Source organism: Candidatus Latescibacterota bacterium (genome assembly GCA_019038625.1).
Lineage (GTDB): Bacteria > Krumholzibacteriota > Krumholzibacteriia > Krumholzibacteriales > Krumholzibacteriaceae > JAGLYV01.
This window is the reverse complement of sequence record JAHOYU010000241.1, coordinates 1-22,416: the sequence shown is the minus strand read 5'-3', so window position 1 is coordinate 22,416 and position 22,416 is coordinate 1. Positions and strand designations below refer to the sequence as shown.

15 protein-coding genes are annotated in these 22,416 nt (G+C 49.6%); all 15 read right to left on the bottom strand.

Annotated elements, in window-relative coordinates:
* Positions 1-869: glycosyltransferase family 39 protein (locus KOO63_15505; protein MBU8923225.1), on the bottom strand; the 869-nt coding region annotated here is incomplete at its 3' end.
* Between the two features lie 38 nt (positions 870-907).
* The gene (locus tag KOO63_15500) at positions 908-2,239 is read right to left on the bottom strand and encodes a glycosyltransferase family 4 protein (protein MBU8923224.1); all 1,332 of its coding nucleotides are present in this window, start codon (positions 2,237-2,239) and stop codon (positions 908-910) included.
* Entirely contained in the window at positions 2,209-3,762 is a 1,554-nt protein-coding gene (locus tag KOO63_15495; GenBank protein MBU8923223.1) for a lipopolysaccharide biosynthesis protein, read from the bottom strand. The genes KOO63_15500 and KOO63_15495 overlap by 31 nt, the downstream gene beginning before the upstream one ends.
* On the bottom strand, positions 3,738-4,685 hold the full coding sequence (locus tag KOO63_15490; GenBank protein ID MBU8923222.1) for a GNAT family N-acetyltransferase: 948 nt from the start codon (positions 4,683-4,685) through the stop codon (positions 3,738-3,740). The genes KOO63_15495 and KOO63_15490 overlap by 25 nt, the downstream gene beginning before the upstream one ends.
* Positions 4,686-4,700: 15 nt before the next feature.
* The gene (locus KOO63_15485) at positions 4,701-6,140 is read right to left on the bottom strand and encodes a polysaccharide biosynthesis protein (GenBank protein MBU8923221.1); all 1,440 of its coding nucleotides are present in this window, start codon (positions 6,138-6,140) and stop codon (positions 4,701-4,703) included.
* Positions 6,137-8,470: a T9SS type A sorting domain-containing protein gene (locus KOO63_15480; protein ID MBU8923220.1), complete on the bottom strand. Its 2,334-nt coding sequence runs from the start codon at positions 8,468-8,470 to the stop codon at positions 6,137-6,139. Before KOO63_15480 ends, KOO63_15485 begins: the two co-directional genes overlap by 4 nt.
* Positions 8,467-10,536 carry a glycosyltransferase gene (locus KOO63_15475; GenBank protein MBU8923219.1) on the bottom strand — a complete coding sequence of 690 codons (2,070 nt, stop codon included), beginning with the start codon at positions 10,534-10,536 and terminating at the stop codon, positions 8,467-8,469. Before KOO63_15475 ends, KOO63_15480 begins: the two co-directional genes overlap by 4 nt.
* Positions 10,537-11,259, bottom strand: a complete 723-nt coding sequence (locus tag KOO63_15470) for a polyprenol monophosphomannose synthase (protein ID MBU8923218.1) — start codon at positions 11,257-11,259, stop codon at positions 10,537-10,539. It abuts the gene before it with no gap.
* Positions 11,256-13,715: a YfhO family protein gene (locus tag KOO63_15465; GenBank protein MBU8923217.1), complete on the bottom strand. Its 2,460-nt coding sequence runs from the start codon at positions 13,713-13,715 to the stop codon at positions 11,256-11,258. Before KOO63_15465 ends, KOO63_15470 begins: the two co-directional genes overlap by 4 nt.
* A gap of 91 nt (positions 13,716-13,806) precedes the next feature.
* Positions 13,807-14,685, bottom strand: coding sequence for a glycosyltransferase family 2 protein (locus tag KOO63_15460; GenBank protein MBU8923216.1), 879 nt, complete (start codon positions 14,683-14,685; stop codon positions 13,807-13,809).
* A complete protein-coding gene (locus KOO63_15455) occupies positions 14,675-15,829 on the bottom strand; it encodes a glycosyltransferase (GenBank protein MBU8923215.1) in 1,155 nt (384 codons plus the stop codon). The genes KOO63_15460 and KOO63_15455 overlap by 11 nt, the downstream gene beginning before the upstream one ends.
* A 17-nt stretch (positions 15,830-15,846) precedes the next feature.
* Positions 15,847-16,764, bottom strand: coding sequence for a glycosyltransferase family 2 protein (locus KOO63_15450; GenBank protein MBU8923214.1), 918 nt, complete (start codon positions 16,762-16,764; stop codon positions 15,847-15,849).
* A 39-nt stretch (positions 16,765-16,803) separates the two neighbouring features.
* Positions 16,804-17,754, bottom strand: a complete 951-nt coding sequence (locus tag KOO63_15445; GenBank protein ID MBU8923213.1) for a GDP-mannose 4,6-dehydratase — start codon at positions 17,752-17,754, stop codon at positions 16,804-16,806.
* A 15-nt stretch (positions 17,755-17,769) separates the two neighbouring features.
* Positions 17,770-20,319 (bottom strand): DUF2723 domain-containing protein, encoded by a 2,550-nt coding sequence (locus KOO63_15440; protein MBU8923212.1) that lies wholly within the window; start codon positions 20,317-20,319, stop codon positions 17,770-17,772.
* 7 nt (positions 20,320-20,326) lie between these two features.
* On the bottom strand, positions 20,327-22,416 hold a 2,090-nt coding region (locus tag KOO63_15435), incomplete at its 5' end, for a tetratricopeptide repeat protein (GenBank protein ID MBU8923211.1).

Sequence of the window (22,416 nt, the reverse complement as noted above, 5' to 3'; positions counted from 1 at the left end):
GTCCTGGAAGAGGGGGCAAACAGATCACGCCGACCGGATATCCAGGCTATCATCGACACGACTATGATCACCAGGGGGATGCCCACCGTGGCACCGAGTATCTTCGCTGGAACAATAAGCCTTTTCAATATGTCGAAAGAAAACCCAAAATGACCCTGCTTTGCACCGGCCGTAAGAGGAAAAAAGGTACCCGTATGATCATGGATGGCTATCATCCATATCGTGATCAGCACAGAGTAGACCGCAAGCCATGTAAATCTCGACGATGACTTTTCGCCCCCTCTGAATATGGCGAAAGAGATGACGGCGAGAGGCACCAGGAGTAGAGATTCCGGCCGCGCAAGATAGGCGGCAAATAGAATAAGCCCGAACAGGACCGATCTCGACTGAGATCTGAGGACATGAAGAGATGCCAGGAGAGCGGCTATCGTCATAAAGACCGAAAACGAAGTCTCCATACCCACAGTACTCCACCTTACAAGCCAGGCCTCCGCGGACATCACCACCGCCGCTGAACCAGCGACGAATGCCCTGCCGTCGATCGCTTTGACAAACCTGTATATCAACAGGATGGAGGCAAAGCCGAAGAACTGCGACAGGATCCTGCTCCACACCGCCATATCGCCTCCGACCCTGTATACCAGTGCGAGAAGAAAAACCCAGAGGGGGCTTGTCGCCCCATAAGTCGGCTCGCCCCTGTTAAATGACAGTTCCCCCGTTTCAGCCACATTTCTCGCGTACTGCATATGAATAAATGTGTCATCGGTGATCGAGCCTCTCAACGGAAAGATGAGGGCAAGAAACAAAAGGGCACAGAGCGAGAGAATAATATGATCCCGACTTCCGCGTTTATTACTTTCACCATTCATTTCAGTCCGTTTCCTCCTCCGAAAGCAGCTACGGATCTTTATTGCTTTCCTGCCGCATCGCCTATCATTTCTCGCATGATCTCGTCCAGTGTATCTGCGGCTATTCTTCTCGAGTATGAGGGAAGTTCGTCCAGGGAATATGACTCTTCCAGGGTTCCAGCAAGAAAGAGGTCATAGAGTCGGCTCAGAGTATCTGCGACCTTTTCGGGGGAACCATGTGATACTACCTCTCCCCTGTTCTCCCTCGCAATGATCGACGCAGCCTCTCCCTCGGGCGCTATCGCAAGGATCGGCCTTCGGGCCCCGATATACTCGAAAAGTTTTCCCGGGATCAGCCCCCTGTACTTCTCGTCATCGTGCTTGATCATAAGCAGTACATGGCTGTCTCTCTCCAGGTTCACACACTGCGAGTGAGGTAGATTGTCCATGAACTCTACTGTATCTGAAAGCCCGTAACGATGCACCAGTTCTTCGTTATCTGATTCACGAGCCCCCGCGAAAACGACTTTTACCCTGCCGCGCGATTCAGGCCTCGAACACAAAAACCTGGCTAACCCATCCAGAAACGGACCGGACGTGCGTCCCAGTGTGAGCATCCCGCAATGTACTATCCTGAATATTCCATCAGGAGCATCGACTGTAGTCACCGCGGGTTTTATTGTTTCAGCAAAGTCATCCTCGTCAAAACCGTTCGGAATCTTCTCCACTCTGCATCCCGGATGATTTTCCTCAAGCACTTTCTTTTGCCAGTCGGTCGTAACGATGACCCGGTCCGCTTCAACTACCCGAGCCTCCATCCTGTGATGAATCGAACGGTGAAAAGGCGTAGGTGGCTTCCTGAGATAGAGACCTATCCATGGATCCCTGAAATCAGCCACCCACGGTATTCCCGTTCGCATGGCGAACTTCCTTGCCGCAAGGTGGGTGCTGTCCGGCGGACTGGTCGAATATATAATATCGAAACTTTCATTCTTCAGAGCTCTCGCGGCCATACATGCAAAAGGGATCCACCCTATATAAGTGTCAGGCACCAGAAAATACTCGCCGAACCTTCTCAATATTCCAAACCTGCCGGACGACCGCCTCGAAGATCCCTTCTTATTCATATTGCCGAGCACGCTCTGTCCTGATAGAGAACTCGTACGGATCACTCTTACACTATCGGGTACTTCCCTCACAAGCGCCGGGTCCGAGATCCAGAAACCCCCGGGCCGCGGAGTGATAACGGTAATATCCCAGGAAAGTCTCGAAAGATATTTCACAAACGATAGAGGCCGATATACTCCTCCACCCGCGGAAGGTGGGAAAAAGTTGATGAACATCAGCACTCGCGGTGATTTCAACGATTCCTCCAGTTTCCTGTTATCCATGTGATCCCATTCTGCAATACCCGCACTCTTATCATATCCCTTAACATCTCTGATTCGTTCTTGTCGAACAATTTCAGTCCTGAGACCACACCCTTCAGAATAAACGGCGAAAGAACCACTATAATCGCGGCAGCCGGAAAATTCCAGATATGAACCGCGAATACCCCCGTTATGGTAAATATGGAAAATACAACAAGCGCCCTGCCACATCCCCTGCCGACTCCACCATAGAATCCATATTTTTTCGACACGGCCACTACGACAGTCATCTGGACTAAAGTAGCACATAGCTGGGCAACGGCCATTCCCGTCACCCCCATAGCCGACACAAAAACAAGAAATGTCCCAAAATAGACACCCATCCACACAAAATCTGCCAGAACGGCCCAACGCATGAAATGAAGTCCTCTCATAGTTGATAGAAGGGGGGCTATGAGTGCAGCGACAGGAACACATGGCAACAATACCAGCAATATCCTGTAGGAAGGATCGAATGCCTCTCCACTGAGGATCCTTATGGCACTCCTGCCGGCAACGGCTGTGACAAAGACAAAGAACAGAGCGGATATAAAAGTAGTCTTCGTAAAAAGGACTATCTTTCCCTTCAACTCTTCGTATCTTCCTTCTTCGTATATCCTGGTTATCTCCGGTTGAAGGGCTATCACTGGATATCCCAGAAAACGTTTAAGAAGACTGTTTATCCTGGACGCTATATGGAAAAGGGATATCGAAGAAAGAGGTAACACTGACGACATCAGGAACCTGTCGAAATCTGTAAAGGCTAGTGCGACCAGGCTCAGAAGGATTGAATTGCCGAGATAGGGCATGAATGACGGAGTAATGATCTCTTTTACTCCCGAGACACGGAGAGCATCCCGTCCCCTCTTCATGGACAGAAACGCGAAAGGTAATCCTGCAATAAAGACTCCGGTATTGAGAATACATAACAACCTGAAAAGCATGACCAGTCCCAGTCCATGCCTGAGAATAAATATCACAAAGGTAAAGACCGCCAGGTATATGACTTCCAGTATCATCTGGTAATGCATCACTCTCTGCCCGTTGAACACGCTGTACAAAAGGAGTTTCAGCGCTATTGCCACTGAAGCGGCGGCCAGCCAGCCGGTGATCGCCGGGTCATTTCCTGAAAGGCCGGTATCCGGAATGAAACCCCTCCAGGAACCACTTGAAAGTACAACGGCAGTACCGAGCAAAAGAATGACGGTTATTGAAGCGGTGAAGAGAATAAAAGCCCTGAACGTCTCTCCACGGTTCTGATACGAAGGGAAAAACCGGATTATAACCTGGGGCAGACCTGCAAGGATCAATGTGGAAAAAAGAAGCGAAAAACCCCTTAGAGCCACGAATAATCCGAAAACCTCATTATCAAGATACCTGCTTAGAATGCTGAGCTGAATCAGAGTGAAGAGCATTCCCACAGCACCGGCTATTGTCAGGGAAATTGTATTTCCAGCGAGGCGTGATCGATTCTTTTCTGTCATCTTCTCAGCAACTTCCACCATTTTTTTCTCGTATCCATGACGGGATATGTCTTTTCACGCCCACCCATGGATTCCTTGAAAAACATTAGTCCCCTGTTCCCACCACTGCTACCGAGATTGAATTCGTCAATACCACGCCTGCAAGCTTCCTCTACCGCATTATAGACAAGCAAGGAAGCAATACCCGAGACATCAGAGTCCGGGTCCATTCCGGCCTGCCAGGCTTGAGCGTGGTTCCCGAAATAAAAATCAATATGTCCTCCGAGGATCTTGCTGTCCTGAAAAGCCCCCCAGATCATGACACCTTCGCTTCTTCTATCGAACAAACTGTCGAAGAAAATCCTGGGGTATGGATGCACCCCACCCCAATCCCTGGAGGCCTCCAGATACAGGCTGTAAAATCGCGAGACTTCATCGCTGCCTGAAAGAGGCCTGACTTCGATCCCCTGTTTCATGCAGTTATTACATGTCTGTCTTTTCTTTTTGCTTATGTGATCAGACCTGTATCGATCGAATCCTCCGCGGATATCGATTACAAGGCATTCTTCTTCCCTGATCTCTTCCAATGGCAGGCCCTGTGGAAGAGCATCCATCCCGTAGAGACTGGCAATCGACTCCAGGCAACGGAATGATCGCCCAAGTTGCCGGAACTTTCCTAACAACGAATGAACGATCCCGCTATCGCCTGACAAAGGAACTCCGTATGTACCAAAAGGTAGCGCTGAAAGTATAAAGAACCCTTTTCTCCTGATCCTGCAGACAGGCATCAGGCCCTGGATGTATTCACCCTCCCTGGCGACAAGCCAGGAAGGCTCTATATTGTTGAATGCCGAAGAAATCGAATCCAGCCATGCGGGAGTATGAAAGAAAGTTGCCTTGTCGTTCTTCGAGAGGAAGTCATACAACTCCTCCCTGTTTATATTCTTTTCCTCCCTGATGACCAAAATGACTCCGTTCTTTCAGGAAAGAGGTCTTTTATTGGCGTTAAAACCAGGAATGATAGCGGATAAACGAAGAAGAACTTCATCCTGGTCACCCTTTTCCGCTTCCTCGATCAGAAGATCGATCTCGCCTGTGATGTTTCCTGAGACCTCACCTGAAGAGATCGCGGAAATGATCTTGTCGTCCTCTGATGGCTGCAGGAGTTCTTTTTCACTTGTCAGGACTTCGTGAAGCTTTTCACCATCTCTAAGCCCGGTGATTCTGATCGGGATCTCAGAGCCAGGTTCATGTCCGGTAAGCATGATGATATCCCTCGCCATCTCAAGGATATTCACAGGCTCTCCCATATCGAGAATGAAAATTTCTCCCCCATTACCGATTATCGAAGACCTGATTACGAGTGATGCGGCTTCACGGACCGTCATAAAGAATCTTGTCGCTTCTTCGTCGCTGACAGTAACCGGGCCTCCACGAGCGATCTGCCTAAGGAAAAGTGGGACAACGCTGCCCCGACTTCCTATGACGTTTCCGAACCTGACAGTGATATAGCTGCACCTGTCATCTCCGTCAAACTCACGCAGAAAGATCTCGACGACTCTCTTGGTAGCTCCCATAACGCCTGTCGGATCTGCCGCCTTGTCGCTGGAAATGAAAACAAAACGTTCGACTCCAGCACGATTACAGGCCCTTATCAGGTTTATGCTTCCTTTTACATTGTTTGTGACCGCTTCTGAAGGATCTCTTTCCATATAATGCACATGTTTGTGGGCAGCAGCGTGAAAGACGATATGTGGAGAATAAGTTGTAATCATTCTTTCTATCTTTCCCGCATCAGTAAGATTCCCTATCACCATACCCACATCCAGGTCCGGATTGACTGCCTTCAGATCTTCCTCGATATCAAAGATACTGTTCTCACCCCTGCCGAACAGGACTATGCCTTCGGGTTCCGCTGCCGCTATCTGCCTGCAGAGCTCGCTCCCGATCGAACCGCCTGCCCCGGTCACCATGACACGCTTCCCGGCAAAATGTTTTCTGGCTGAATCCACATCGAAACTTACCGTCTCTCTTCCAAGAAGATCCTCCACCCTCACTTCCCTGATCTGATCGATGTGAACATCACCCTTTATGATCTCCATAACACCGGGAACGATCTTGTAGGGAATCCCGGCCTTGCGGCAGCGCCGTACCATGTCCCGCACGAATCTCCCAGGCGCCGTCGGCACAGCGATTATAATCTCCCCTATTCCGTAAGTCCTGACGACATCCTGAAGCTGGGCTGTATTTCCAAGCACATAGGCTTCTCCTATCTTCCCTCCCGACAGTCCCGGATCATCGTCAAGAAATCCAGTGACCACAGCATCGAGGCCGGGATGCGACTTGATCTCATCAGCGACCATTCTGCCGGCTTCACCTGCACCTACGATCAGGATTTTCTTTCGATTCTCGTCCATCATCTGACGACCGCGACCTTTCTCATCTCACTACCATGCGAGCCAATGATCCTTACAATATAAATGCCTGATACAACCTTGAATCCGTTTATCGAAAGCAGGTCCCAGGCCTCTTCTCCATCGGAGACTCCATCCACCTCATGGACGAGTTCTCCTGAAAGAGTGTATACGCGGATATCGACCATACCAGAGATCCGCGATATTCTCAGCCTGTCGTCACCCCTCGCAGTATGGATCGGATTAGGGTAAAGCACAGCCCGTGCCAGCTCGATATCTACTTCCTCCTCAGGACTGACATCAAGCCGGGCAAGTCCGGAGTCTGTAGCTATCCATAGTATGTCTTCTTCTCTGTCACAGGCCAGCCACAGACAGACATGAGAGGGCAGAGGGGAAATGACCGTTTCAGGATAGACAAACTGGAACCGGTCCTCCCAGAGATCTGCCGTAGTATATACCCTGTCGATCTCTCCATCCGGGTTGATCCTGTTAAGGCCCTGGTTTGTTGCTACCCAGAGGTTTCCGTAAGAGTCGAATTCGAGATCGTAGACCAGCAGGCCTACAAGTCCTTCACCGTTGTAACTGGTCTTCACCAGAAAAGAATCGATTATTCCATCAGAACCGTCCCGCACCAGTCCCGACGAAGTCCCTATCCAGCGAGAACCGTCATTTGAGATCTCGATCGATGTAAGCTGAGTCGCTGGAAGGTCATCCTGCCCCAGGATCGTTATCCAGTAATCGTCTGATGTGTTCGTTATGTCCCCCCAGGAAAACCCGCCTGTATGCCAGTACTGGACTCCATACCCCCGCATTGCAAAATAGACTCCCGCAGCATCGAAAGCGCAATCGAAAATCGATCCGCTGGCCATTGCCGGAGTCGTTCCCGGATCTACCGAAAGCCAATCCGACACATTTCTATCAACAATATTGATTCCCCATTTCCCTTCGCTCTGCAGATCATCGTCTGAAAGAAACCACCTGTTTCCGGCTGGATCGATTCTGGCGCTGACAAAACGATCCGAGGTGATGCTGGTCATGTCATCGATCGAGAAATGCCTCCAGATATCATCATCATGGTCAAGGGGGTCTCCTACATCAATCATATCAAGATCATAATCGAGTGAATTGCACCATAGTATGTTCTGGTCGTCGAAAAGCAACGTGAGGTTCGGCCCGAAATATGAAAGTGCCTCGTCATCCCCGGTATCGACCCTGATCTTTGTGTATGACGACCAGTCTCCGTCCCGCGACATATAGCTTATACCAAATCCGGTACTGACCCAGACTCCTCCTCCCGGAGCTGTATCAAGCCTCATGACGCTGTTCTGCGAAAGCAAATGCATACGTTTGTTTTTCCAGACAGAACCATCGAATGTAGACAGGTAACTACCCCTGACTCCTCCTTCAGGTCTTCTCCCCCCGATCCAGGGAGAACCGTTGTCATCGACAACGATCGCTCTTATATGATTCGACTTTATCCTGTAGTCATCATTAAATAGCGCTTTCATGCCGATAGCATCGACACTAGCCCAGTAATTTCCGTTGAACGTATACACTCTTTCCGCGGTAGCGGCAAAAATCTCGCCACCCCCCGAAGAGACACCCAATACGGGCGGTACATGAAACCCACTCCCTGTCTCTTCCCAATCAGTTCCGTTCAGCATCAACACACCAGTATCCGTGGCGGCATGCATCCTGCCCTGATGTTCGCATATCGAATAAACCTCGCCTACATCCCAGGACCTGTATTCGAAAGACTCCCTGTTGTACAGAGCGACACCATTATCGAACCCTATCCATAGAGAGTTGATCGCCCCGTCAAACAGGAGATCGTTGATCTTTCTTCCGGCAAGATTGTCTGAAAGATTCGGTTCGAAGGAATGAATATTATCGAAGAATTTACCGACCCCGCGCATCGTGCCGTAGTACACATCTCTTCCGGCGCTTTCCAGACATGTCACACTATCGCTGAGGATCTGGTTGAATGTGGAGTTTTCGCTGAAATGAGTGACCTCTGGCATAATTCCGGGGGCGTCTATCCTCGCCATTCCCTGAGACAGGAATCCGGCCCAGACACTCCCGTTTATATCGATCGCGACCGAGCTTATATTGCCTGATCTCAGCTGCAGGCCGTCCAGAAGCTGTGTAAATGTCGAATCAGTGAGGTCGAAGAGGAGGATTCCTCCATTCGTCGCGCACCAGAGGCTGTCTCCAGCCATCGAGATGTCGACGATCGCACTGGCATCAAGATAGATATTCCAGTCCCCCGCGGCTCCGGACACGATGCCCGTAAACCCGAACAAAATAAAAACAAGTATCAAGATCGAGCGTTTCACTTGTCCATCTCCTTGTTGAAGAACCACAGGGGGTATTTTCCTTTCAACATGTACCCGAACGACTCGAAAAGAATCTCGAAATATCCGGTCGTCGTTCTCCATCGTCCCTCCAGCACTTCGTCCTCCAGAATCGATTCAAGATCATCAGGGCCAGAGAACCTCCATTTTCCCGTGATCCCGGGCTTTAAACCAGTGTCGATCATGTGCCTGCCTGCCTTACCTGGATCTAGAGAAGGCATCCCGACCAGAGCCAGTTTCCCGGTAAGCAACCTGAGACCGAAAGATGGCTTGAGAAAATCAGAAGCTTCCCTTCCGCCCTGCCGGACCACTCTCGGCCAGGACAACGTCTTTTGTCCAGGCCCCGTCCTCTGCTCTGAAAAGAACGACAATCTCCCACTGGCTCTGCCATACATCAACCAGAAAGGGTAGCATATGCCGGAAAGCAGAAATAGAAGTCCGGCAGACACATCCATCACTCTCGCTATGCCTCTACGCATAAGCTGGTGAGCGCCACCCTCTACCTGAAAGGTATAAAACCTACCGAGTTTTTCAACACGTTCAGTCCCACCGATAAATCTTGCCACAGGGGCCACGATCCGGATCGAAAATACTGCCTGGACTGAATTTCGTATAATTGCGGAGATCGAATCATCCTCAAAGCATGAAGGCATGACTACGATCTCCTGAATTCTGAATCTTTCTGCGATGGAAGCAAGATCGTCAATATCTCCCAGGACTTCCCCACTTCCACCGACATGTCCCACAATATCCATCCCGAGTGAGGGGCGCTCCCTGATAAGCTTCGCGATTTCCTCTACTTCCTGGTCGTCACCGATCAGCAATATCCTCTTCAGATCAAAACTTGCTTTCACCATATGCGCTTGAATGGACCTGAAAAGATTCCGAATGCCGGTAACAAAAACTATTGTAAACACAGCCTGCCCAAGTAACACAGCCCTTGAATAGATACGTATACGTGTCAGATATGTCGCCACAAGCAATATGGCAAAGGTGGTAAGCACCGATCGGACGACCTTGAACAACTCGGATGTGCCAGTCGTTTCACGTCTTATCCTGTACAGCCCTCCCACTAGAAAGATCATGAAAAATATAAGATTGTAGAAAACAATAAAGAACGCGTACCAGTCGAGGGGATAAAGACTGTTAGTGAAAAACGGTTGGATCGCTCCTCTCAGGCCATATGCCGCAAAAAATGCCGCATTGATTGCTACGATATCACCTGCCACAAAAACGAAAGATTTCAAAACTCCCCTGTGCCTCCTGAAAAAGTAGAACGCGCTTGCCCATTTCTCGTAATACCTCAACAAGCTGAGCATGTGAAGCAGAAACGGCTTTCTGAAGACCGACCTGGCGCTCGATCGTTCATAGCTATGTGTCATAACAGAGGATGGGACATACCAGACCTGCCAGTCATGCTGATGCATCCTGAAGCACCAGTCCGTATCCTCGAAGTAGAGGAAAAATCGCTCGTCCATCTTGCCCACTTTTTCCAGAGCATTACTTCTGACGATCAAGCAGGCCCCGATAAGCCAGTCCACCTCCCTCTCTTTTTCGTGGTCATAGTCGAGCAGAAGATGGTCTTTCAAGGCTCGGGCGCGGGGAAATACCTTTCCAAGAAAAGTCCTTCTCAGAAAAAGAGTGCTGATCGTATAAAACGATCTGCAGGAATACTGAAGTGTCCCGTCCGGATAAAGAAGTTTTGCCCCGGCCATTCCAGCTTCGGGATGGTTACGCATGAATTCGATCAGCCTGTCCAGTGAACCTTCCAATACTTCTATATCAGGATTGAGGATCAGAGCGAACTCTCCGCCTGAAATATCTATCCCCTGGTTGACTCCCCTGGAATATCCCCTGTTGTCTTCATTAGTAATGACGCGGCAATCGGGAAATCCATTCGATACGACCTCTACCGTATCGTCCGAACTGTCGTTATCTATCACTATCGTCTCGTAGGAACAGGATGGCGGGTTCTGGGCTATCGACCGCAGACACTTCTCCACAGGCACTCTGCTGTTGTACGTGATGATGATTATAGAAAGATCCATTTATTTCCATCGCCGGGGAGACATGAATCTTAGGCGCCAGACCATGAACGCCGCTTCCCATATAATCTTCCGGGACATCTTGGATGTACCGACTGTCCTGTCCGAAAAAATAATAGGGATCTCTTTTATCCTGAATCCTTTTTTCCAGCAGAAAAAGTTCATCTCTATCTGGAACGAATAACCGTCACTGCGGATTGTTTCGAGGGGAAGAGCTTCCAAGACTTCTCTCCTGAAACACTTGAATCCCCCGGTAGAATCTTTCAGGGGAAGACCGGTAATGATACCTGTATAGATATTGGCCCCTGTGCTGAGTATGAGTCTGCTCAATGGCCAGTTAATGACCCTGATCCCGTCAAGATATCGTGACCCGATCACTAGATCGTTCTCTGCGATCTCTTTAAGAAATTCCGAGATCGAAGAGGGGTCATGCGAAAAATCAGCATCCATCTCGAATATGTATTTCGCGTCCGTGTTCTCCAGTGCCCACTTGAAACCTCTAATATATGCTGATCCGAGCCCCAGCTTACCTTCCCTGTGAATGACATGGATACGGGGGTTGGTTTCGCAGAGGCCGTCCACTATTTTGCCTGTACCATCGGGAGAATTATCGTCAACTACAAGAACATCGATATTGTCACCCTGCGACAACGCTGATTCGATGATTTTTTGAATATTCTCGTTTTCATTGTATGTCGGGATAACAACAAGTGCTTCCAAGTTCATGCCACCTTTCCCGTGCGAATAACCCGCGACAAACCGACCGCAATGAGAGATATCAGCAGAGACACGACCGAGACGATGAGAGACTTTTTCAGTATCGGAGATTCGTACCTGAATACGATCTCATGTTCTCCCGGCCCGACCACTATGGCCCTGAGACAGTAATTCGCAGTGAGAACAGGGACCCTTTCACCATCTATTTCTGCCGTCCAGTCAGGGTAATCAATTTCACTTAATACCATTATACATGATTTTTCTACATTCGCATTGATCTTTATCGAGTTGAGCCTGTAATCCGTTATTTCGGCACTGCTTCCCTCAGCCGAATCGATCCCACCTTCCGGAACCGTCTGCAGAAGCACTTCAGAAGAAGGATCGAAGGTAGAGGATACCAGATGAGTCAACGCCTCATCCTTTGTCATCACTTTCATCCTGTCCACAAAAAATACGCGCTGAAGAGCAGCCGGATTCAAATAGATATTATTCCCCTCCTCCTCGTGTACTTTCGTGTAACCGAAACGCTCCCAGGAAAGGGGCTGGAGAGACACAAAATACTTCGCTCCAAGCATGTTGAGTATCTTGTCCGGAATCCTTCCCCTGTTGAAACTCGCAAATATCACATCCATCACATCCTGGTAGTTCTTCAGTTTCGCCGCATGATATCCACCGAGAGAGAACATGCCCGAGATCATATAGCTGTTGTCGCTGAACGGAAATGCATTGTGACTCCAGCTACCCGGTTGGACATACGGTATCGGAAAAACCCTGAACAGGGAATCATCAGACGCCAGGATCGGAGCAACCCTGTTCTCCTCCTTGAATGAATCCCGAGCCTCCACTTTCTGGATGAGCTTGTACCTTTCTGAAGCCCAGGTCTTCTCGGGTCTCAGGACCAGATGATCTATCGTGATCATATCAAACAGAGCCAGCAGCGCGAGGAAGGCTATCACCAGACCGGGCCTCAGACGCTTCCATGAAGCTACGAACAGTATTCCCACCGACACAGCAACAATAAACAGGGTCCTTACAAGATCAGTAGCATAGGAGGAAGCCGCGACCCTGATCATCTGGGGCCTGACTCTTCCCTTGACAGCCGCATCACCTATGAGCCCGTCCTGAATCGAATTACCCGCCACAAGGACGATAACCAGAACAGCTGCCATGGCAATAAGTACCCACTTGAGCTTTTCAATCCTGAGAAAAGCCGGAAGTCTGTCTTCGGAGGACAACTTTATATATTCCTCGATTCCAAGCGCCATCAACACAACGAACATCAGCTGCTGGACTATCAATATCATCACAGGCACTCTGAACTTGCTGAAGAAAGGCATGAACTTGAACAGAGGATCATAAAGGACTGGAAAAAACCGTCCGAACGAAATCAATGTAGCCAGAACAGCGGCGGAAAGGATATACCATTTCCATCTGGTCCTGACCACAATCATCGCCAGGGCAGAAAACAAACAGGTGATAATACCAAGATAATTCGGATAATCAGTAAAAGGCATACTGCCCCAATACGTTCCTTTTCCGAATCCGTAAGACCAGGGGAAAATAAATGTAAGCATCTCGCGCGGATGAAGGCTCCATCCGGTAGCATAATCGTAACTCAGGCCTCCTCCGTCCCCCCCCCGGATAGAATAGTCCGCGTATGCTCTTACAGGAAGTACCAGGACTGAAGAGATTCCAAGAGCCAGAACCAGGCTGAACATCAGGAAACCGAGGTTACCTGCAAGTTCCTTCCAGTTACGATCCCTGGCAAGATATATAGAATGGATCAAGAAAAAGAATCCGATAATAAGATATGTGTAGTATGAGATCTGGATATGGCCCCGAAGCATCTGGAAGCCCAGCACGATCGCTAGAAGCCCCGAATTCAGAAGCCTGGCACGCCCTGTCAGAATCTTGCGGCAGAACAGAAGAGCAAACGGTATATAGGCAGTAGAACAAGCCTGGGACCCGTGGCCGTGTGCGCCGACCGCGATAAAATTAGGCATGATCATGAACAGGGCGCCAGCCATGATGGCAATCGAGCTTCTGACACCGAAAGACCTTACAAGCAGGTATATACCGATGCCTGCCATCAGATAGTGGATCAGCAACCATGTCATCTCGGGAAATCCCATGAACTCCTGCAGGATGTATGTCAGGAATGCTGGAGGATATACGTATGGCGTATATGAAAGACTCTGGTAGCTGGGCATGCCGCAAAACAGGTATGGATTCCAAAGAGGATATGTCCCCTCGGTAAGTTCCTGTTTCCCGACCTCACTGAAGCTGATGGGAGCCTTTGTATCCGGAACCAGAAAGATCTTGTTGCTGAATATCAGATCAGGCATGAGAATACAGAGTACGACCAACAGAAATACTACAAGTACAATACCTTTGCGCCAGCCAGCGGCAGCATCCAGCCATGCGACAGGATCAGATGTCCTGACAGGTTCTCTATCATTTTCCAAAAAAGCCTCCTCGGATCATTCAGGCACCTTTTTCTAATCCTACCATTTAACGCTCCGGCAGTAAACCTGTAAAGCACATCACATCAGCGCATTAACGCAAGGTGCGGTGGACACCTTTAATCGCAGCCCATGCCAGTCCCGGCCGGCCCCCGACTGCCAATCCGGCCAGCATGATAACAAATACCAGCAGGTGTACTGGCGCCATCAGGATATTCCAGCATCCCGGCCGGAAACGGCGAAACAGCCTGCCTGTGCTTGCGATCCTGTTCTCCAGCTTGAATGGCGTCATTCCTCCCCCACTCGAAGAGCTTACCTTGTGCCACACGCGCGCGTGGGGAGCATAAAGACATTTCCAGCCCGCCTCGCGCGCCCTCAGGCAGAAATCCACATCTTCACAGTAGATCGTGTACAGGGGGTCAAGGAATCCTATTTCTTCCATGACTTCTCTCCGCACGAGCATGGCGCATCCTGATACCCATTCCGTCGAACGAATCACATCATCATCGGGAGTCTGCCTCTTTCTTATATTTTCATGTTTCGGGATCCAGAGCAGGGGGATAAACCCACCTCCTCCGTACCAGATCCTGGTCGGTTCGTTGAAATAGAATATCTTCGGCCCCACTATCCCCGCTTTCTTGTCATCCATGCACTTCATCATCTCACTGATGAAATCAGGATCGACTTCCGTGTCATTGTTGAGGAGAAGCAGGAAACGCCCACCCCTTTCCATGACCTTCCTCAGGCCGACGTTGTTTCCCTCAGCAAAAAGAAGATTCCGTGGATTCTCGACGAGTTCGATCCCGGGATATCTTTCTCTAACGAGGTCCACCGATTTGTCAGTAGAAGCGTTATCCACCACCATCACTCGAATCGGAGGATCCGTGACCTTGCCGAGCGACTCGAGGCAGGGTAAGATCACATCCCGTCCATTCCAGTTGAGGACGACCACGTCAACGACGTTATCCGTCAATCTTCCTCCCCCCTTCTCCGGCACGGACGATGAGAGCCTTCAGGGCATTGACCATGGATTCCCAGGAAAACCGTTTCTTTTCTTCTTCAAAGAATGGAGCCATCTTCTCAGCCAAACCTTCGGTGAAAAATCCGATGATCCTGTCGGCCAGGGCCGACGGATCACCCGGGTCGACGACAAAGCCTGTCCTGCCCTCTGCCACAACTTCAGGAAGCCCCCCGACGCGAGTCACGACCATGGGTCTGTCGAACGCAACGGCTATCTGAGCTATTCCACTCTGCGTGGCCGAAATGTACGGAAGCACAACCAGATCACAGGCCGAAAAATACTGCTGCACTTCTTCATTCTCAACATATCGGTCAACAAATCTTATGGAATCCTCAAGCCCAAGCTCGCTTACAAGTCTGTCATATGGTTCCCTGTCCTCATAAAATTCGCCAACGACAAGCAGGCGGGCAGGAATGCGTGATATGATTTCACTCATTGAGCGGATAAGGAATTCCAGCCCTTTGTAGGCCCTGATATACCCAAAGAAAAGTATCAGGTTTCCAGGTTCCTCCCCGATGCTCTTCCTTGCTTCGTCCCTGCCGGTATCACCCTTCTTGAAAAAATCATAAATCGGATGGGGGTGGATCCCTGCTACTGCATTCTTTTTCATCGCAAGAAGATTTTCCCTGTCCTCTTCCGACTGGACCATGAATCCGTGAGCCGTTGAAAAGGCAATCCTGGCGAGCAGCCTGTCGACCAGTGATTTTTCATGAGGGACGACATTGTGACAAATAAATACTATCCTGGCCTTTGTAAACATTCTTACGATAGAGCATATTTTGAAAATGGCCGGAGCAAAATACGGATGCCACCACTGGACCAGAACTGCATCGGGTCTGGAACGGACAAGGTGGAATCCAGCCCTTACCCATGTGAAAGGATTGATAGAATCTATCAGGCGAACCGAATCGACCCTGTGGGCGTCCTTGCTTTCATCGTACTGGGTCTTACCTGGAAACAGGAATCCGGGATAGAGCCTCGAATAATTTACTACTTCGACCTCGTGGGTCCCACATAGTTCCTCAGCGAGGCATGTGTTGTAATGAGAAATTCCGCCTCGATATGGCCAGGCGGGGCCGACAAGCGCTATTCGCAATTTGGCAAACTCCCCTGTCAATCATCTATCTCGTACTTGCGATATGAAAAGTCTCTTTCAATGTTCGACGAATACAGTTCGGCCAGCAATCCTATCGAACCGATCTGAATGGCTATGACGATCATAATAAGTCCGACGACCATCAGGGGCCTTACATGCAGACCCTTACCAATGATCCACTGAAACAGAAAATACAGGTTGATCAGCCCCCCTGTCGTCAGGAACAGAAAAGCTATTCTGCCGAAAAAATGCATTGGTGTCGTCGAGCGTCGGGTGATGAACATGACCGTCATCAGATCGAATATCCCGTTCAGAAAACGTTTCGCTCCATACTTGCTTTTCCCATACTTCCTCTCGGAATGAGAGACTTCCTTCTCACTGATACGGAAACCTTCCCATCCGGCCAGGACCGGTATCACTCTGTGAAGCTCTCCGTAGACCTTGATCCTCTTTACTACCTCTTTCCTGTAGACCTTGAGTCCGCAATTGATGTCATGCAGTTTTATCCCGGTTACAAGCGAAGCGACAAAATTAAACACTTTCGAAGGAAGGGTCTTGGTTATCGGATCCTTGCGGTTCAGTTTCCAACCAGATATGAGATCGAAACCATCATCAAGCAGGGCGACCATGCCCGGGATCTCATCCGGATCGTCCTGAAGGTCAGCATCTATCGTGACTACCAGATCTCCCCTTGCCGCGGCAAATCCCTGTGAAAGGGCCGGCGATTTTCCGTAATTTCTATTGAAAGCGATGACCTTCACTCTTCTGTCTTTCTCGCGCAATGTTTTCACGATATCCAGTGATCCGTCGCTGGAGCCGTCGTCTACAAAGATAAGTTCATGCCCCCGCGAGAACTGCTGAAGCATGGAGGTGAGACGGGAGTATAGCTCTACCAGACTCTCTTCCTCGTTATAGAACGGAATGACGACAGATATGAAATATTTCCCCGTCGAATCCAAGCTATTACCTCCTGATCAGGCGCCCAGATATTCCCTGTACCATCCGACTTCCCGCGCAAGTCCTTCTCTGAGACTGATTCTCGGGGAAAACCCGAGTTCTGAAGAAGCCCGCGAAGCGTCGGCCCAGGTATCGGTGACATCTCCAAGTGCCCGCTGTGTGAACTCTACATTCAGTTTTTTACCTGTCTCACTCTCTATGATCTCAAGTACATCCAGGACCGAAACACGGCTTCCACCGCCGATATTAAAGACTCTCTCGTCCCCATCGTATTGCGAGGCGAGCACATTAGCCTCGACAGCATCGGAGACAAAGGTGAAATCGCGCGTCTGTTTTCCATCTCCGTAGACCTCGATGGTTCCACCTTGAAAAGCGGAAGTTATAAACCGGCTGAACGCCATATCGGGACGCTGCCGGGGACCGTATACGGTAAAGTATCTTAAAGCAGCATACCTGATACCATAGTTATGATAATAGAGTTCGCAGAGATCCTCTCCCGAAAGCTTGGTCGCTCCGTATGGAGAGATGGGCCGAAGCCGATGGTCCTCCTTCATCGGAAGATCCTGTGTCTCACCGTAGACACTGCTCGAGCTTGAATAGACCAGCCTTGTTTCACCGACTTCCCTGATCGCCTCGAGGACCTTCTGTGTCGCCAGGACATTCGATTGAACATAGTGGCTGAATTCCGCGCCCCAGCTCCTTCTCACTCCAGCCTGTGCGGCAAGATGAAAGACACAGTCTGCATCACCGAACATTGAAATCAGGTCGCACGAATTGATGTCCTCTTCGACAAGTGAAAAACCGTCATTTTTCAGAAGATTCTCTACATTCTGTCTTTTCCTGGCCGGATCATAATAATCAGTGAAACAGTCAATGCCACTCACATCATAACCATCCGAGACAAGCCTCTCACACAGGTGGGATCCGATAAATCCTGCTGCTCCGGTAACTATTGCTCTTTTCTTCAAAGTAATCCTTTCCTGTCAATCATCGTCACTCCCACCCAGCCCGAACTCATCCTGAAGTATCCTGTCAATATCATCGAGAAGCGATTGAAATTCTTTATCTTCAGGGTGGCCTTCAAGCCACCGCCGCACAAATGATACAGCCTGTTCCTTCCTGCCCAGAGTCGCTGATATGCGGAAACCATGTCCGAATATGTCTCTGTGGTCAAGTGATGACTTTGAAGCCTCTTCGAGAGTCTGGACCGTTCTTTCAAGATCGCCCATACTCTCGTATACAGATGAAAGACCTACCCAGTAATCACCCCTGGATGGTTCTTCTGCCAAAAGTGTGAGATAATGTTTCTCCGCCTTGTCATACTGCCTGTTCCTGGAATAATAGATTCCCAGATATTTCCTGGGCCACTCGAATCGGGGTCCGAAGACGTATGACCTCTCGGCCCATTTTACTGCTTCCCCGTGCAGGTTGTCTTTTGCCCTGTTCTGGGCCACCTGGAAAGCAGCGACCGAGAAGTTTATGAACATGTTTTCCACTTCGCGGGTCCTGTACTGGGAATCATCCCTCTGCCAGTCTTCAGTGAGGAATCCCCTGAATTCGAATATTTCCTCAAGATTTCTTGTTATCATAAAATCGTTCACCATGAACTTGCCCTTGCCGGCTATCAGCCGCCTTACCATTCCCTGCATCTCCAGGTTGCCCGAATACCTGTCCCATACGTCACCGGGCACGGTCACAGCAAAATATATCGGCCGTTTCCAGTTTACATCCCTGATTATGTGATTTACCGCGAGGTCTTTCGTCCAGAGAACACCATTTTCCACACGGATCGGCCGAAGCCTTTCGATCTCAACATCAGTCAGGTCAAGAGGAATGGACGGCTCGGTGTCACGCACCTGCTTGATATACCACGATGTATTGAGAAGACTTAAGTTGGCTACTCTGACGTCGGTCCTGAATCCCTCTACATATTGGAGGTACCAGAGCGGAAATGTATCATTGTCCCCATTGGTAAACAGTATCGCGTCAGGTTCGAGACCGCACAGGATATTGTAAGCGTAATCGCGGGGTATGAAGAATTCGGAGCGGTCATGCCTGTGCCACTGATAACCAGCAGGCAGGATGGAACAGATCAGGATGAAAATCGCGGCTGGAACGACGAATCTCTTCAGATCACCGGCAGTCTTTCTGGCCTGCTCAAGCAGGAGCATGAGAAACGAGGTGGCTCCGATCCCTATGAATATCGCAAAGAGATAGAACGCTCCTCCGTAGAAATAGTCCCTCTCTCTGACCTCCTGGTCGCTGAAATTCAGGAAGATGATCAGTCCTACAGAATTGAGTAGCAGGTTCGTGAAATTCAGGGCCCAGGTCTTTTTTTCACGAAGGTAATTCGCCATGATCCCGTACAGGCCAAGAAGCAATGGGATAAAAGAGCTGAGGCGGCCAATATTGACACGTCCGACAAAATAATCGCCGAAAAGTCTGAACTGGTTTTGAAAATACCTGACGAAATGATCGATCTGAAACGGGATCGAAGCCTTTCTTTCGAACACATTTATCGCGGGATACTGCTCCCTTCTGAGATGCGCGTAAAGAGCCTTCCAGGTCTCAGGATTCACCTCATCGATCGCTGGATCGAGCCCCGACCGTATATAGAGGAACAGGTGAACGGATATGCCGAGGACAAACAGGGCAGTCGCCGTCAGGACAAAGTTACCCTCCGACATTGTCATCCAGATTATCAGTATGGCGAAAACAGCCAATCCGATTATCGTGAAAGTGGACTGCCTGTGCATGGTCATGTCGGCAACTATAACTGCAAAGCCGAATGTAAACGCAATCAGTTCGAAGTTGCTGAATGACTTTTTCCTGACCATAAGAAACATGATAAAAATTCCACCGAATACGAGGATCGTTCCCAGATGGAATCCAATACCGAGAGAAAGAAGATAGATGATAAGAAGGACCAGGTTTCTCGAGTCTTTCTTTTTTGCCCCCTCAGCTTTTTCGACAAGTACATCTCCCCTTGCGCCTTCGGTCTTTTCCAGGATAGATTTACGGACATCTTCACCTAGTTCTCCGGCCGGGTTCTTGAGCCATCTCAGGGCCAATACTGTGCAGAGACCTATCACAAATGAACTCAGAGCATACACTTCCGCTTCCGAAGCATCGGTCCAATATGTATCACTGAATGTGAGAAACATCGAACCTGCCAGAGGACCGGCATACCTTGCGATCCTGCCTGCCACGGTGGTGGCTTTCCCGAACATGAATCGAACGACATACACAATCGAGATGTAAGCCATCAGGACACCAAGAGCGGCGGAAACGGCTGAGAGCAGATTCACTTTCTGGGCAACAGAAATACCTAAAGGAAGCAGGGAAAAAACCCTGCCGACAAGCACGTATAACGGTGTGCCAGGAGAGTGGGGTATCCCAAGAATATAGGATGTCGCAATGAATTCCCCGCTGTCCCAGAAAGAGACCGTGCCACCCATCGTCATTATATATACGACGGCGCTGACCAGGAAAACCATCAGGCCAAGGTATCTGTTGAGGATCTTCTCCGACATATTCTTCCTAACGACTTTGTCCGGCTGGAGGAATTTCTTCCACACCAGAATCAGTAGAATCCCTTCTGGCGGACTCTTCGTCCAGTATCCGGTCAATATCAGCGTAGAAGTTTGCCATCTCCCTGTCTTCGGGATGCAGGTCCACCCACTTCTTCACAAATTCCTTCGCCTCTGTCCTTCTACCCAGCCTGGCGGCAATATTGAAGCCGTGAGTGTAGATATCCCTGCATGCGATCGCCACATCGGATGAGAGAGCAAGGACATCCAGCGCGGAATCCAAGTCTCCCATGGTCTCATAGACAGCAGCCACACCGAGATGAAAATCACAATTGTCCGGATCGCGTACCTGTTGAGATTTGAAATACTCGATTGCCTTGTCGTATTGCCTGTTGTGCATATAGTAGATACCCAGTTCCTTCCGGCCCCAGTCGAAAGCCGGGCTGATCGCGAACGACCTCTCCGCCCAATCTATGGCTTCAGGATATTCCTTTTTTCTCCCTGCATTAAAAGCGAGCTGCATGGTGGCGACCGAATAGTTCTGGTACATCGTCGTTACGTCTATCGATTTATACAGAGAAGTCTCGGTTTTGCCGTCCTCGGTCAGAACCCCCCTGTACTCGAATATATCTCTCATATTCCTTGCCATCTGGTAATCATTCACCATGTAGCGGCCCTTCTTCGCGACAAGCCTCCTCACCATGCCCTGCATCTCCAGATAGTCTGAATACATCTCCCAGACTTCCTTGGGAACGGTCACCCCGAAATATATCGGTCTCTTCCAGTTCGTCGTCCTGACAATATGGTCAAGCACTCGTGTGTATGTCCAGATGATATTGCCGTTTCTCGAATCTCTCACCGGCCGGAGCCTCTCGATCTCGATATCGGTCAGATCTATCGGAACACCCGGCTCCTGATCCTTCAGCTGCTTGACGTACCATGAGGTATTGAGAAGCATCCTGTTCACTACTTTTACGTCACGTCTGTAGCCCTCGACAGTCTGTATGTACCATAGAGGATAGGTATCATTATCGCCGTTTGTTATAAGAATCGCGTCCGGTTCACAGCCTGTCAGCATATTATATGCGTAGTCTCTCGCCAGCCAGTTGTCCGACCTGTCGTGACTGAACCAGTGGACCCGGGCGGGAAGTATCGAAAAGACTATCAGTATCAAGCCAACGGGGATGACCACTCGAGCAATCTTTCTTCCCGATTCGCGGAGATATCCGGCCAGCATCAGGAGCATCGAGCTGGCACCTATCCCGATGAACAATGAAAAGAAATAGAATCCGGGACCGTAGAAATAATCTCTCTCTCTCGGTTCATGATCGCTGAAGTTGAGCAGGATTATCATCCCGATCGTGTGTACTGCAAGATTCGTAAAATTCAATACCCAGGTTTTCCGCTCTCGCAGGTAATTGACCCCTATCCCGTACAGGCCGAGGGCCGTTGGAATAACGACCGAAAGGACTCCGATATTCAGGGGACCAGCCTTGACATCACCTAAAATGCGGAACTGGTCGACAAAGTACCGGAGAAACTGTCCTGTCTGCCACAGAGGCGAAGCCTTTCGGACAAAGACATTCATCGGTGGGTACTGCTCTCTGCGAAGATGCGCGTACAGCGCCCTCCAGGTCTCTGGATCGACCATATCGAGTTCGGGGTTCATATGTGATCGAATCAAAAGGAAAAGGTGTACCGATATTCCCAGAAAAAAGAGGAGCGAAGCGATAAGAGCGAATCTGCCCTTCGACATCACCGTCCACAGGACAAGTATCACCAGGATGACCAACCCGATGATAGTCAGGTTGGATTGCTTGTGAAGTGTCATATCAGCCACAATGACCGCAAATCCGAATGTAAATACGATAAGCTCGAAATTGCTGAAAGTCTTCTCCCTGACCATCAGCATCATGAAGAAGATTCCGCCGTATACCATCACCGTGCCGAGATGAAAACCTATCCCCAGAGAAAGAAGATAGACGATAAGGAAGATAAGACTGGTCGAATGTCTTTTCCTTTTCTCCTCTTCCCTGCCAAGCATAGCCTTGACTTCCGGTGGTGTCGCGGACGCTGTAATACTCTTCTTCGTCTCATCGT

Excerpts from the sequence above, each read along its gene's own strand:
- KOO63_15500 (MBU8923224.1), bottom strand. The coding sequence starts at position 2,239 with ATGGATAACAGGAAACTGGAGGAATCGTTGAAATCACCGCGAGTGCTG.
- KOO63_15495 (MBU8923223.1), bottom strand. The coding sequence starts at position 3,762 with ATGGTGGAAGTTGCTGAGAAGATGACAGAAAAGAATCGATCACGCCTC.
- KOO63_15485 (MBU8923221.1), bottom strand. The coding sequence starts at position 6,140 with ATGATGGACGAGAATCGAAAGAAAATCCTGATCGTAGGTGCAGGTGAA.
- KOO63_15475 (MBU8923219.1), bottom strand. The coding sequence starts at position 10,536 with ATGGATCTTTCTATAATCATCATCACGTACAACAGCAGAGTGCCTGTG.
- KOO63_15470 (MBU8923218.1), bottom strand. The coding sequence starts at position 11,259 with ATGAACTTGGAAGCACTTGTTGTTATCCCGACATACAATGAAAACGAG.
- KOO63_15440 (MBU8923212.1), bottom strand. The coding sequence starts at position 20,319 with ATGTCGGAGAAGATCCTCAACAGATACCTTGGCCTGATGGTTTTCCTG.